The following is a 13,961-nucleotide window of genomic DNA, read 5'->3' as shown; positions in this document are numbered from 1 at the left end:
CCGCTCATGCTAGGCAGCCCGCCCGGCGCGGACGCACACCCGGCCGGGCGTGCGTCCAGATCTACCCCTGTGCCGCCGACATGTCACCGGTCCGGGTCGCGGACGGCGATGGTTACGCCGAGTCCCCGCCGACCCGGATCACGATCTTGCCGTGGGTGTGGCCCTCCTGGCTGAGTTCGAACGCGTCGGCCAGGCGTTCCAGGGGGAACGTCTCGGCGACCGGGACGCTGAGCTGTCCGGCGTCCGCGAGCGCGGCGAGGGCTTCGAGCCCGGGGCCGTCGGGGCGTACCCACATCCACTGGCCGCCCGCCTCCAGGACGGAGGGGTCGGCGATCGAGGCGTGGCGGCCGCCCTCGCGCAGCACCGCCCGGGTGGCGTCGAGGACCCCGCCCACGTAGTCGACGACGACGTCGACCCCGTCGGGTGCGAGACCCCGGACGCGGTCGGCGACGCCGTCGCCGTACGTCACCGGTTCGGCCCCCAGTTCGCGCAGCCGGTCGTGGTTGCGCTCGGAGGCGGTGCCGATCACGCGCGCGCCCAGCGCCTTCGCGATCTGTACGCCGAACGTGCCCACGCCCCCGGCCGCCCCGTGCACCAGGACCGTGTCCCCCTCGCCGGTGCCGAGCCGGGTCAGGGTCTGCCGCGCGGTGAGCCCCGCGAGCGGCAGGCCGGCCGCCTCCTCCCAGCTCAGGGACTTGGGCCGGCGCGCGAGTGCCCGTACGGGGACGGTGACGTACTCCGCGAAGGTGCCGCCGTGCACATAGTCCTTGCGGGCGTACGCGAAGACCTCGTCCCCCTCCTTCCACTCGGGGGTGTCGATGCCCACGCGCTCCACCACACCGGCGACGTCCCAGCCCGGGACCACCGGGAAGACCGTGTCCATCATGCCGTCGAGGCCACCGGACATGATCTTCCAGTCGACCGGGTTGACGGCGGCGCAGCGCACCCGGACGAGCACCTCGCCGGGGCCCACCTTGGGCAGGGGCTGCTCGGTCAGGCCGAGGACCGAGTTGTCCCCGAACGAGGCGTACGTCATGGCCTTCATGGTGCTTGCGGAGCTGGTGGGCATCGCGTGCTCTCTCCCGATGTCGAGGTGGGCGGACTCGCCCTGGGGCGGCCGTCCCGGTTCCTACGATTCTGGTGCGCGCCGCGCGGACGCGCTCCCCGGCCGGGCGGACTGCTCGCCCGGCCGGGGAGCGCGTACCCGGGTGTCCCAGCCGCATCCCCGGGTCCGCGGTGCCGGTTTTGTCCCGGCCCGCGAGCCGGGACAGCCAGCACTGGGTCGTCTCAGCCCGCGTACACGTCCTCCACGTACCGGGTGGTCAGCCCGCGTACACGTCCTCCACGTACCGGCCCTCGGCGGTGAGCCGGTCCAGCCAGTGCTCGGCCTCCTCGGCGGAGCCTCCGGTACGCAGGGCGTACAGCTCGCGGAATGCCTCGCGCACACCCGGCGCCATCCGGTTTCCGTCGCCGCAGACATACACCCGGGCGCCCGCCTCCAGGAGCGGCCAGAGCTCGTCCGCGTCCTCGGCGATGCGGTGCTGCACGAAGCGGCCGGCGCCTTCGGCTGGGGCGCTGAAGGCGGGGCGCAGGGAGAGGGCTCCGGCCAGTTCGGCGGCCCGCAGTTCGTCGGCGTGCAGGAAGTCCGAATCCGGTGCGTCACACCCGAAGTAGAGGACGGCCGGGGCGGGTTGAGGGATCGTCAGGCGGTCGGCGACCGCGCCGCGGAAGGGGGCCAGGCCGGTGCCCGCCGCGATCATGATGACCGGTTCCGGTGCGTCGGGCGCGATGCGGAAGGCTTCGCGGCAGGGCTGGATCCGGGCGAGCACGGTGTCGCCGGGCCGCAGCGAGTGCAGATGGCCGGAGCCCGTGCCGCCCGGGTTGAGCGAGATCATCAGGTCGGCGTGGCGCGGGTCGCGCGCGGGCGAGGAGGACACGGAGTACTGGCGGGGCCGCAGCGGGGGCAGCAGTTCCAGGACGGTGGGCCAGTCGAGGGCGCCGCGCAGCGCGGGGTGGTCCTCGATGAGGCCGAGCAGCGGGCGCGGGTCGTCGGCCGGGAGGTGTTCGAGGGCGGCGCGCTCGGGCGGGCAGGGGTTGCGCGCGGCGAGCAGCGCGATCTGGTCGCGGGTCGGCCGTCCGCCCAACTCGACGTGCCGGGTGAGGAGTTCACGTACCGAGAGCGGTCGGTCGACCGGCAGCGCGGCAGGTGTGGCGCCCGGAGCGTGGATGCTGAGGACGGTGTCGAGGTCGACGCCGAGGGCGGTGGCGGCCCGGGAGACGACGGCGGGCGAGTTGGCGGGCAGGACCGTGAGGTGGTCGGCGGTGCGGTAGTCGACGCCGTCGGGCAGGGCCAGGCGCACGAAGCGCTTGGGCCGGGGGTGGCCGGGCGCCGTCAGGTCGCGGGCCTCGGTGACGGTCATCTCGCACAGGCCGTGGCGCGCGGCGAGGGCTTCGCGCGGTCCGCCGGTGACTTCGGTGACGGTGTACGCGGCCTCGGCGGGGGCGGCGGTGGCACCGATGCTCTCGGGGTCGCCGTACCGTTCGAGCAGCGCCACCCGGAGCGCAGCCGCGAACTCCCTTACCGTGCCCATGAGTTCGCCGGACGCATCGGCCTCGGCGCGGGGCAGCAGGCGGTCGCCGCCGAGGGCCGCGAGCCGCTCGTCGATGAGGGTGGGCACGCGCTGGTAGGTGGCGGCCCAGTTGCGGTCGCCGACGCCGAGCACCGCGAACGGCACGCCGTCGGCCGTGCCGGGCTCGGCCTCCTCGGTCCAGCGGACGAAGCGCGCCGCGTCGTCGGTCGGCTGTCCGTTGTAGGAGGCGGCGACGATGACGACGGGGCGGTCCTCGGGCAGCGCGCCCGCGTGCGCGTCGAGCGGGCCGATCTCGGTGGCGAGGCCGAGACCGGCGGCTTCGGCGGCCAGGCGTTCGGCGAATTCGCGGCAGGTGCCGTAGTTCGTGCCGTGCAGGAGCAGCAGGCCGGTCCCCTGCCGCACGCGGGAGGGCAGCTCGGGCCCGGCGGCGGCCTCGGCGGACGCGGCGGCCGCCGCACCGGGGAAGGCGAGCCGGTTCAGGGAGCGCTCGGCGGGGGTGCGCGGGATCAGGGAGAGCGTGAAGCCCTCGGGCTTGAGGGTGAGGGTCTCCTTGATCCGCAGCCGGTAGTCGCTGGAGTCGAGGAAGCGGTAGCGGTGGGCGAGCAGCGCGAGGAGCATGGTCGCCTCGTGGAGCGCGAACTGCCGCCCGATGCAAGCCCGTTCACCGGTTCCGAAGGGCTTGTAGGCGTGCGGCGAGCGGGCCGCCTCCGCCTCCGGTGTGAACCGTGCGGGGTCGAAGAGCTCCGGGTTGTCGCCCCAGGCCGGGTCGCGGTGCAGCATCGGCGTGAGCACCGTGACGAGGTCACCGGCGGCGAGCGGCACGCGCCCGCCCAGCAGGGTGTCCTCGCGGGCCTGCCGGGTGAAGGCGGCGGCCGTGGGCCACAGGCGCAGGGTCTCGCTCAGTACCTGGCGGGTGAAGCGCAGCTTCCCGATGTCCTCGAAGGTGGGCTCCGGGTCGGGGGTGTCGCCCCACAGCTCGTCGGCCTCGCGCTGGACCATGCGCAGCGCGGTCGGGTCCTTCAGGAGGTGGTAGAGGGCGAAGGAGAGGGTGCCCGAGGTGGTCTCGTGGCCGGCGATGAGGAAGGTGATGACCTGGTTGCGGATGTTGGCCGCGTCCAGGGTGGTGCCGTCCGCCGGGTGTGTGGCGCCCAGCATCAGGCCGAGCAGGTCGTCGACGGAGGTGTCCCCGCTCTCCGTGCGGGCGGCGATGACGTCGTCCACCACCGAGGCGAGATAGGCCGAGTCCCGCTCGAACTCCCGGTCCGCCGCGGTGTGATCGGCGCCCGGCGCGCGGCCGATCCGCTTCATGCTCCACTCAAGGCAGCGCACCATCGCCTCGACGAAGGGGTGCGGGGTGGCCCGCCCGAACGAGTCGAAGTCGAAGCCGAATCCGGCGAGTCCGATGGTGTCGAGGGTCATCCGCGTCATGTCGTCGGCGACGTCCACCGCCGCGCCCTCGGCGGCCCTGCGGTCCCAGCTGCCGATCACCCGGCGGGCGACGCGCAGCATCGCCGGGTGGTAGGTGCGCATCGAGCCGAGCGCGAAGGCGGGCATGAGGATGTCGTGCGCCTTGGCCCAGTTCGGCTCGTCGCTGTAGGCGGTGAACAGGCCGTCGCCTGCGAACTCCCGCACGTGGTCGAGGACCTTCGAGATGCCCTTGGCGAAGCGGGTCTCGTCCGCCAGCTCGGTGACCAGGTCGAGGGAGCTGACGAAGAGGACCTGGTGTTCGTGGAGGCGGCGCCGGAAGGCCGGCCCGTGCTCGCGGGCCAGGTCCATGGCCTGCTGGACGGGCGTCGCGGTGGGACCGCCGGCCGAGATGTCCACCAGCGGGACGGTGTCGTCGGCGGCGGGGTGTGCGGGCGTGGGGATCAGGATCATGTCCGTCATGGCTCAAGCCTCGCCCTCCCGGTGTCCGGCTCCCGGGCGGGCGACTGCATGATTGTGCAGTGGTTTATCGCGTCCGGTACTTGCGGACGGGCCGAGGAGGGACGGTGGCACACGGCATGGCCGACGAGCAGGCGGCGGAGGAGGACCTGGGGGCCTGGCGCAACCACTTCCTGACCCTCCTCGACCGCATTCCGCTGCCGATCGCGGTCTGCGCGATCGACGGGGAGGTGCACGTCGCCAACCCCGCCATGGCCGCCGAGTGGGGCACCACGCCCGGCCGGCTGCGCGGCCGCTCGCTGCGCGAGCTGTTCACCCCGCGTTCCGAGGGCCAGCTGGAGCGGCTGGTGGACGCCCTGCGGGCAGGGCGCATGTCCCGTTATCCCATCGAGGTGACCTGGCCCGGCAGGGCCGGCGCCGAGCGGACCGGCGAGTTCACCATCGACCCCATCAAGACCGCCGATCCCACGCCCGTGCTGCTCGCCCTGCTGTACGTGCGCGACGAGCGGCCCGAACCGCCGCCGCCCCCGCGCGTCGCGGTGAGCGAGCCGCAGGCCCGCATCCTGGCGCTCGCCGCGTCGGGCGCGACCACCGCGGTCATCGGCAAGGCCCTTGGCCTGACGGTGGACGGCGTCAACTACCACCTGACGCGGCTCTCGCAGCGCTGGCGCGTCCAGGGCCGCACGGCCCTGGTGGCGAAGGCGTACGCGCTCGGCGTCCTGGCCCCCGGCCGCTGGCCTCCGGTACCGGCCGAGGGGCTCATCGGCCCGTGAGCCGGGGCGCGTTCCGCACCCGGCACCGAACTCCGTTCGCCCGCAGGTCCCTTGAAGCCTTCGCGACTCATCAGCTCCTCTCTCTTAGAGCCCTCTTACAACTCTTCGTTATCCATGCGCCATGGACACCATCACGGGGAAGTCAGCCATCGCGCGCCCCCTGCGCCGGCGCGCCCGACGCACCCTTCTCGTACTCGCCGTCGCCACCGCCCTGGCGGCCGGGCTCACCCCGGCCGCGACCGCAGGACCCGCGCACCCGGACGGGGTGCGCGTCCAGGACGGCCGGGTGGAGCTGCCCGTCGCCGGAGGCACGGCCACCATCGATCCCACGACCCTGCGCATCGAAGCCCGTACCGACGACGGCCGCACCCTGCGCGTCTCGGACCCGGCGGCCGACGCACCCGGCAAGCCCGGGCACGTGACCGCGTCGGGCCGGGGCGCCCAGTGGTCCTACCCCGGGCGGGGGCTGCACGCTCAGGCGCGCGTCGAGCACGGCAGGCTGCTCGTCACCCTCACCGCCGGCCGGGACACGAGCCTGGCGTGGCCGGTCACGGGGGCGGACCCCGCCGCCTCGGCACTCCAACTCCCGCGCGGCGAGGGCCTTTCGCTGCCGGTCGCCGATCCGTTCTGGAACTCGCCGCGCGCCCAACTCGTGGGCTCCGAGGAGGACATGGCCTCCCAGCTCACCCTGCCGGCCTGGGGCTACACGCTCGGCCGGGGCCGGGGCGTCAGCTACCTCGCGCCCACCGACATCGACACGTCCCTCACCTACGCCTCGCAGGGCGGCCGCCTGCGCACCACGGCCAAGCACACCTTCTCCGGCGGCAACGGGACCCGCGCCTACACCGTCGCCTTCGCGCTCACCGACGGGTCCCCGGTGGCGCCCGCCGTCGACTACCGCCACTGGCTCGCCGAACACGGGCAGCTCGGCAGCCTCGACGACAAGATCCGCGAGAACCCGGAGACGGGCAGGCTGCTCGGCGCCTTCCACGCCTACGCCTGGGGCGGCGACCGTACGGCGGCGGGGATCGAGCGGCTCAAGTCCCGGGGCGTTTCCCGGCTTTGGCTCGGTTACGACGCCGACGACGCGCCCATGAAGAGTGAGGACGTCACCGCCGCGACGAAGGCCGGCTATCTGGTCGGCCCGTACGACTCGTTCGCCAACGGGCGCGACAAGGGCCCCGACACTCCCCCGAACTCGGTCTGGCCCGATGGCGTCTACCCGTCCTTCTGCGTGCGGCGGGCCGACGCCACCCCGCAGCCGGGCTTCCACCAGCAGGGCTGCTACCTCAGCTCCCAGGCCTTCGAACAGGCCGAGCGGCAGCGGCACTTGCTCGCCGACCGCACCCGCTCGCTGGTCGCCAACGGCGCGAGCAGCTACTTCCTGGACGTGGACGCGGCGGGCGAGCTCTTCCGCGACCACGACGCCGGGCACCCGATGACCATGGCCCAGGACCGGGCCAACCGCCTCGCCCGGATGGGGCGCCTGACCGACGGCACGTACGACGCCACCGGGCGCGAGCCGCTGGTGCTCGGCTCGGAGTCCGCCGGGGCCTGGGCCAACCGGGTCCTCGCCTTCGACCACGGCTCGGGCACCCCGGTCGACGGGCGGCTCTGGCCGATGGAGAACGGCCACTTCGACAGCGCGGCCGACCAGCCCAAGGACGACACGGCGTGGGGCGGCTACATGCCGGCGGGGGCACCCGACACCTTCTTCAAGCCGGTGCGGGTCGGCGACTTCAAGCCGGAGCACCGGGCGGCGGTCGCCGATGCCCTCAAGGCGATGTACGACCCGGCCTATCGGGTGCCGCTGTACGAGACCGCGCTGCACGGTTCGCTGGTCAACGTGGAGCGCTGGGAGCTGCCGTTCGGCAAACTGCCCGAGGAGAAGACGGACCGGGCGCTCCTCGCGATGCTCTACAACACGCCGCTGAACTTCGTACTGAGCGACAAGGACGAGCGCGAGGAACAGAACGTACGTGAACTCGCCGCCCTGCAACGGTACTTCGAGCCCCTGCACCGGGCGGCGGGAACCAAGGAGCTCACGTCCTTCGACTGGCTGACGGCCGACCGCACCGTACAGCGGACCGTGTTCGGCGACGGCACGCTCACCGTCACCGCCAACTTCGGCAGCGCCGCCCACGACGGCCTTCCGGGCGGCTGCGTCGACGCCACTCTCAAGGGCGGCAGGCCCCAGCGGCTGTGCCCCGCCGGCATCGTCTCGTAGCCCGGCCGCCCGCCGCTCCCCCGCCCCGCTGGCCGAAAGGGCGCTCTGGCCGATCCCGTCGTACGGCGACAGGATGCCTCGCCCCAGCCGGAACCGTACCGGTGTGGTCGAGGGAGGGGCACGGGCCATGGATGCCAGACGAAGACTGAGCCGACGCGGCGTGTTACGGGCGGGGCTGGGCGCCGGGGGGCTCGCGGCGGCGTCACAGCTGCTGCCGTTCCTTCCCGGCGGCGGCCCCCGCCCGGCCTGGGCCGAGGCACCGGACGCCCGGAGCGTGGCCGGGGTCTCCTTCCCCGACTGGGCCCGGTTCGCCCGGCTGGCGGACGGCACCTTCGACGACGACGCCGATCCCCAGCGCGACATGCTGCCGGTCATCAGGAAGCTCAAGGCGCAGAACGTGAGCGTGATCGAGCTCGACACCGTGCTGTCGAACTGGCTGACCGACGAGGTGTTCGCCGCGCACATGGCGAAGGTGAAGAGCTTCGCCGCGCTGGCCCACACCGCCGGGATGCGGGTGGTCATGTACTACCCCTCGCTGGAAGTCATCAGCCCCGGCGGTGAGAAGGGGCCCTCCTTCTACAAGAACGGGGGCGGCAAGGACTGGGTGCAGCGCGGGCTCGACGGGCAGCCCAACGTGTTCTACGGCAGCCTCGTCGTCTGGGTGGACCCGGGCGACGAGAGCTGTTGGCTGAGCCCCAACTCTCCTTACCGGGACTACTACTTGAGGCGCGTCCGCGCGTTGGCCGCGACGGGCGTCGACGCGATCTGGCCGGATGTGCCGATCTACTTCGACGGGGCGCTCAGCTGGTGCGACGCCTCCTCCTGGGCGGCCGCCGCGTTCCGCGCGGACACCGGTCTCGAACTGCCCCGCACGGCCGACTTCACGAACCCGGGCTTCCGCCGCTACGTCGAGTGGCGCCACCGCGATCTGTCGGACTTCCAGCTGGACATCGCCGCCGCCGGCCGCTCCGTCAACCCCGACCTGGTCACCTTCGTGGAGACGGTGACCATGGACTACCAGTACGCGACCCTGACCGGCCTGGACGGCGCGCGGTTGCGCCGGGCCGAGGGGATCAGCCAGGTGTGGGAGGTGGACATCCTCGGCAACTACGACGGCATGCGCCACGCCACGGCGAGCGACTGGGTCTGTCTGATCTCGATGTACAAGTACGCGCGGGCCGCCAGTGGCACCAAACCGGCCTGGGCGTTCTCCTACGGCTGGAAGGCCGACGACGCCTCCTTGGTGATGGCCGAGCTGCTCGCGGCGGGCTGCAACCCGTACGAGGTGAAGAGCCCGTTCAAGGACCAGAGCACCGACACCGCGATGCGGACCCGGATGTTCGGGTTCGTCGCGGCGCACCAGGAGCGGCTGTTCGGCGCCGTCTCCGGGGCGACGGTCGGGGTGTACCACTCCTCCGCGAGCCGCGACTTCGTGAGCCCGGTCCAGGGCAGCGGCATGTACGTGAACACCAAGCCGCCGGCCGGTGTCACGGACTGGTGGAGCTTCGAGAGCTCCGAGGAGAGCTGCACCCAGCAGAAGTGGCTCGGCGAGTTCCGCGGCACGGTCAAGGCCCTGGTGTACGCGCACATCCCGTTCGACACCGTGCCGAGCCCCGGGCTCGAAGGCGGCGACCTGGCCGGCTACCGCGTCCTGTACCTGCCCAACCTCCAGGCGGTCTCGGACCCGGAGGCCGAGGTGCTGCGCGCCTTCGTGCGCGGCGGCGGCACGGTCGTCGTGACGGGTCCCGCGCCCACGGCCCTCGACGCGTTCGGCACCGCGCGGGCCGAGTACGCCCTCGCCGATGTGCTGGGCTTCGGCAAGGCCGACCCGCTGCCGGCCACCGGCCGCCATGCGTACGGGGCGGGGACATGCTGGTACTTCAGGGATCTGCTCGGCCTGTCCTATCTGGCGCGCACGGACGCGCCGAGCTCCGACCGGCTGCTCGAACCCGTACGCGCCGGCGCCCCCGCGGCCGTGTCGCTCGCCGGTGACCACCGGATCCATCTGGAGCTGAGCCGGCTCGGCGACGACACGGTGGTGCAGCTCGTCAACTTCACCCACTTCGGTGAGAGCCCCGCCCCCTTCACCACGACCCCGGCCGCCTGCACGGTCTCGCTGACGGTCCCGTCGGGCCGGCGGGTGACGGCCGCCGCGGTGAGCTCGCCGGACGGCGCCTCGCCCGCCCCGGTGCCGGTCGGGTGGAAGGTGAACGGAGACACGGTGAGCGTGGAGCTGACGGTCATTCAGTACTCGCTGCTCACGGTCACCCTGCGCTGAGCAGGGGCGCCTCGCCGACTCGGCGGCGGCCGTCCCTGTGACCGCCGGGGCGCGGTCCGGGACGGCACGTCCGCCCGGGGCTCAGCGGTGGGCGTAGCGGTTCTCGAAGTCCCGCCAGTCCGCCTCCAGTTGCCACTGGAGCGTCGCCTTGGCGCTGGCCTTCAGGAAGGTGCGGCAGGAGGCGCTGGGCAGCCGGTGCGCGTCGGGGGTGTCACGGGCGCAGGGCTTGGCGAAGGCGCCGTAGTGGTCCTGCTCCTTCCACAGGCCGGGGCCCTCGATGAAGGCGTGGTCGAGGGAGGCGCGCACCAGGGTGCGCAGCTGGGCGACGGTCAGCCCCTGGTCGGTGACGGCCTGTTGGAACACCTCGGTCAGGTCGCTGCGGCTGACGCCCGGGTCGTCGGTGGCCAGCGCTACCGGGACGCCCGCGTCGAGGTAGGTGCCCAGCGGGTGCCGGTCGCCGCTGACGCGCAGGATCTGGGCGTTGCTGACGAGCGGCGCCTCGACGAGGACGTGCTGCCGGCGCATCCGCGCGGCCAGGGCCTGCGGGTCCTTCTCCTGGGCGAGGTCGACGCCGTGCCCGATCCGGTCGGCGCCCGCCACGTCCACGGCCTCGTTGATGTGGAAGGTCAGGTCGCGCCCGGCGACGCCGTTGAGGCCCTCGACGAGTTCACCCGCGTGCAGGCTGACCCGCACCTCGGGCGAGAGCGACTTGAGGTAGCGGACCATCCGCATGTGGAGGGTGTAGTCGCGCAGCGCGATGGGCGCGTCCTCCGGCTGCACCATGTTCACGCCGACGACCCCGCCGAGATGCCTGCGCACGAGCTCGAAGCCGAGGGTCTGCTGGGCGAAGACATGGCGGGGGTCCTGGGCGCGCAGCACCTGGTAGTCGAAGCGGATCGCGACCCGGCAGGCTTCGGGGGCGGTCGCGGTGTCGCAGCCGAGCAGCTTGCGGGAGTCGCGGACGCTGCGGTCGGTGCCGTCTGCCGCCTGCCGGACCAGGGCCTGGAAGTGGGGGTTCGCGGTCAGAGTGGCGTGGAACGCGGCGAGATCGGCGGGGCCGGGGTCCTTCGGCAGGATCCTGTCCACGAGTTGGTTCAGCGGGCCCGCCCCGGGGGTCACCAGGGTCTCCAGATAGGCGCTGTGTTCCTTCGCCGAGTCCCGTGCCACCTCGGCGAGCATGTCCGCGTCGTGACCGGTGGCGGCCTCCTGGAACTTCCCGAACGTGTCGAAGAAGTGGTCGTGGCCGGGCTGGGGATCGCCGTCGGGCGGCAGGACGAAGCCCTGCATCGACCACGCCTGGACGACTCCGCGCCGGAACGGCCCGGGCGCCACCGCGTCGCGCGCCGGACGCCGGCCGTCCGCGCAGGGCGTGCCGGCGGGGGTGACGACGTAGGTCGTGGTGTCGATGCACTTGCCGTCCCGCGCCGCGTATCCGATCAGCGACTCGGCGCGTACCGCACCGACCAGGTGGTGGTGCAGATCGCCGCCCTTGGGCAGCTCCTCCAGGAAGCGCCTGAGTTCACCCGGGGAGTGGGAGACGCGCCCCAAGTAGTCCTGTACCGCCGCCTGTCGGCCGCTCTGGGCGTCCTGCCCGGCCGCCACTGGGGCGGCGGCCGCCGGCAGCGCCCCCAGGGTCACGCTCAGGGCCGTGGCGCCGACGAGCACCGGCCACCGGGTTCCGTACCTCTTCCGCATGTTCCGTTCCCTCTCCTCGTTCACTTCGCGCGTCCCATCATTCACCGATTCGGGGGTCGGGACCAAAGTCCCTATGCCGTGGCGCCATAAGTGGATTGCATTGCCTGTCAAGGAAGTTGACCATTTCGTACAAGATCGAACGAAAGGCCCCTCCGCTGATGAGTCATGTCTCCAGACGACGTCTGCTCACCGTCGCCCCCGTCGTCACCCTCGCGTCGGCCATTCCCCTGTCCGTCACCACGGCGGCGCATGCGGCACCTCGGCAAGGTGGCTCGAAAACATCGGCCCGGCCGCTTCAGGAGATAACGGACGCGTGGGGCGGCTGGATGGCACGCGAGCGCTTTCCCGCCTCGAATGGCTGCCGATTCACCGCGTCCACCGACTATGCGAGGCAGAGCTTCCTGGGCGACTATCACCGCCACCAGGTATCCGCGAAGTACCAGGACATCATTTACGACGCGAACGCCCCATCGCCCGTTCCCGGACAGGTCAGTTCGGTGGCCACGAACTATCGCAACGGAACGGCGGTGGAACAGACCGTCACCTACAAGCAGAGCAAGACCACCGAGCAGGATCTGCGGATATCGGTCACGGAGTCGCTGAAGATCGGCGTGACGGTGGAGGTCTCGGCGGAGATTCCGGCGGTCGCCAAGGTCAGCGAGACGACGTCGATCGAGGCGAGTCTCTCGTCGACCCAGGAGTTCACGCACAAGGAGACGCAGAACTGGAGCGTGGACCTTCCCCTGCGCATTCCCCCCAAGTCGGTGGTGGAGGCGACGCTGGTGGTCGGCACCCAGAAATACGACATCGACTGGACGGCCACCGTCACCCTGCGGGGCAATGTCGCGATCTGGTTCAACGAGAAGGTCGACCTCAATCAGGACGGAGACCGCCACTGGCTGTGGTTCGTGCCCATCGAGCAGGTGCTCCGGGACTGCCGGGACCACCGGATCATCGACACTCCGGGATACGAGGTCATCGCGGACGGCGTGCACGCCTTCGCGAGCGGAACGTTCAGCGGCGGCCAGGGCGTGTCGCTGAATGTGAACGCCGATCAGAAACCGCTGGACGGCGGCCGTTCCCGGGCTCTCGGCTCCCGCACGATTCCCATTCCGCTCGCCCCGAACGGAAAGCGAGCGGCCGTTCCCGGGCACTGAGAAGCCTGCTGCGCATCCGTCGCATTACCTCATGCCGTATGCGCGCATCCGTCGCATTACCTCATGCCGTATGCGCGCATCCGATGGTCACCGGACCGGCAGACGGAACATCAGGCGAATATCGCGCGGCCGCTCAGTAAGGTGAGGCCGATCCCGGGAAAGGGGCGGCCCCATGGCGCAGCCGCGTGTACTCGCGCTCGATTTCGTCGGCACCTTGGCAGGCCATGGGCCGGCCCCGGATGGCCGGTTCATCGCGGATGTCCTTCGGGGCCTGCCGGGTACGGCGATCCCGAAGGACTTCCCGGCGCGCTTCGACGCCGTCACCCGTCGCCTCCGGGAGACCGACCGGGCCCGAGGGGCCCGAGGGGTACGCACCCCCTTCCTCGCCCGGCTGGCCCGGACCGTCCAGGACTGCGGGGCCACCGTTCCCGATCTGCGGACGGCGAGCGATGCGGTGTTCACCGCGCTGCCCGACGCCCGGGTCGACCCGCGAGCGGCCGCCGCGCTGCGCGAGCTGCGCGCGAGCGGCCTGGTCTGTGTGCTGGCGGCCAACACCGACCGGCCCGAGCCGGTGCGGCGGCGCACCCTGCGGGACGCCGGAATCGAGGGCTGCTTCGACGCCCTGGTGCTCTCCGGCACCCTGGGCATCCGCAAGCCGGACCGGCGCTTCTACGCCGCCGTGACCCGGGCGGCGGGGTGCCCGGCCGAGCACATCCTGTTCGTGGGGGACAACGCGGAGACCGACGCGCTCGGCCCCCACGCGTTCGGCATGTCGGCGGTACTCGTCACGCCGGGCCCCCGACCGGCCGCGCTGCCCCCGGACATCGCGACCGTCCCGCACCTCAGCGAGCTGGCCTGCTGCCTCAACGAGCTGGGCCATCAGGTGAGTTGAGATATCTCACTGACCGATGTCCTCGTTCCACAGCACCGGGTTCGCCGCGATGAAGTCCTTCATCAGGGCCACGCACCGAGGATCGTCGAGCACCACGATCTCCACCCCGAGCCCGGCCAGCCACTCCTGTCCGCCCCGGAACGTCTCGTCCTCCCCCACCACCACCCGGGAGATGCCGAACTGCCGGACCAGACCACTGCAGTACCAGCACGGGGACAGCGTCGTCACCATCGTCGTGCCCCGGTAGGAGCGCTGGCGTCCGGCGTGGCGGAACGCCGCGGTCTCCGCGTGCAGGGAGGGGTCGTCCTCCTGCACGCGCAGATTGTGCCCGCGCCCGAGGACGGCGCCGTCCGCTCCGTACAGGGCGGCGCCGATCGGGATGCCGCCCTCCGCGAGGCCCGCCCGGGCCTCCTCGACGGCGGTCGCGAGCCACTGCCTGGCCAGTTGGTCGTCCATGGGCGCGA

9 protein-coding genes are annotated in these 13,961 nt (G+C 72.3%); 5 read left to right on the top strand and 4 right to left on the bottom strand.

The window, feature by feature from the left end; genetic code table 11:
• Positions 1 to 112 precede the first annotated feature (112 nt).
• Positions 113 to 1,045: an NADP-dependent oxidoreductase gene (locus tag ACFYZA_RS03955; protein ID WP_388487980.1), complete on the bottom strand. Its 933-nt coding sequence runs from the start codon at positions 1,043 to 1,045 to the stop codon at positions 113 to 115.
• 277 nt (positions 1,046 to 1,322) lie between these two features.
• Positions 1,323 to 4,478 carry a cytochrome P450 gene (locus ACFYZA_RS03950; protein ID WP_388486918.1) on the bottom strand — a complete coding sequence of 1,052 codons (3,156 nt, stop codon included), beginning with the start codon at positions 4,476 to 4,478 and terminating at the stop codon, positions 1,323 to 1,325.
• A gap of 104 nt (positions 4,479 to 4,582) precedes the next feature.
• Between ACFYZA_RS03950 and ACFYZA_RS03945 the strand changes: the two genes are divergently transcribed.
• From ACFYZA_RS03945 to ACFYZA_RS03935, 3 genes are all read left to right on the top strand, one after another.
• Complete coding sequence (locus ACFYZA_RS03945; RefSeq protein WP_382593804.1) at positions 4,583 to 5,248, top strand: PAS domain-containing protein; 666 nt, start codon at positions 4,583 to 4,585, stop codon at positions 5,246 to 5,248.
• 121 nt (positions 5,249 to 5,369) lie between these two features.
• Positions 5,370 to 7,475 (top strand): glycoside hydrolase, encoded by a 2,106-nt coding sequence (locus ACFYZA_RS03940; protein WP_388486914.1) that lies wholly within the window; start codon positions 5,370 to 5,372, stop codon positions 7,473 to 7,475.
• Between the two features lie 127 nt (positions 7,476 to 7,602).
• Complete coding sequence (locus tag ACFYZA_RS03935) at positions 7,603 to 9,753, top strand: hypothetical protein (protein WP_388486912.1); 2,151 nt, start codon at positions 7,603 to 7,605, stop codon at positions 9,751 to 9,753.
• Between the two features lie 81 nt (positions 9,754 to 9,834).
• Here ACFYZA_RS03935 and ACFYZA_RS03930 read toward each other — a convergent pair whose 3' ends face one another.
• On the bottom strand, positions 9,835 to 11,448 hold the full coding sequence (locus ACFYZA_RS03930; protein ID WP_388486909.1) for an adenosine deaminase: 1,614 nt from the start codon (positions 11,446 to 11,448) through the stop codon (positions 9,835 to 9,837).
• Between the two features lie 116 nt (positions 11,449 to 11,564).
• Here ACFYZA_RS03930 and ACFYZA_RS03925 point away from each other — a divergent pair, with 116 nt between their 5' ends.
• Together ACFYZA_RS03925 and ACFYZA_RS03920 are read left to right on the top strand one after the other, a co-directional pair.
• Complete coding sequence (locus tag ACFYZA_RS03925; protein WP_388486908.1) at positions 11,565 to 12,605, top strand: ETX/MTX2 family pore-forming toxin; 1,041 nt, start codon at positions 11,565 to 11,567, stop codon at positions 12,603 to 12,605.
• Between the two features lie 172 nt (positions 12,606 to 12,777).
• On the top strand, positions 12,778 to 13,497 hold the full coding sequence (locus tag ACFYZA_RS03920) for an HAD family hydrolase (RefSeq protein ID WP_388486906.1): 720 nt from the start codon (positions 12,778 to 12,780) through the stop codon (positions 13,495 to 13,497).
• Positions 13,498 to 13,503: 6 nt separating this feature from the next.
• On the opposite strand, the gene ACFYZA_RS03915 is transcribed toward ACFYZA_RS03920, so the two are convergent.
• Entirely contained in the window at positions 13,504 to 13,953 is a 450-nt protein-coding gene (locus tag ACFYZA_RS03915) for a nucleoside deaminase (RefSeq protein WP_382593822.1), read from the bottom strand.
• Positions 13,954 to 13,961: the final 8 nt, after the last annotated feature.

It is taken from the genome of Streptomyces sp. NPDC001828 (assembly GCF_042892175.1).
Taxonomy (GTDB): Bacteria; Actinomycetota; Actinomycetes; order Streptomycetales; family Streptomycetaceae; genus Streptomyces.
Note: the sequence above shows the minus strand (reverse complement) of the source record. Positions and strands in the feature narration are given on the sequence as shown.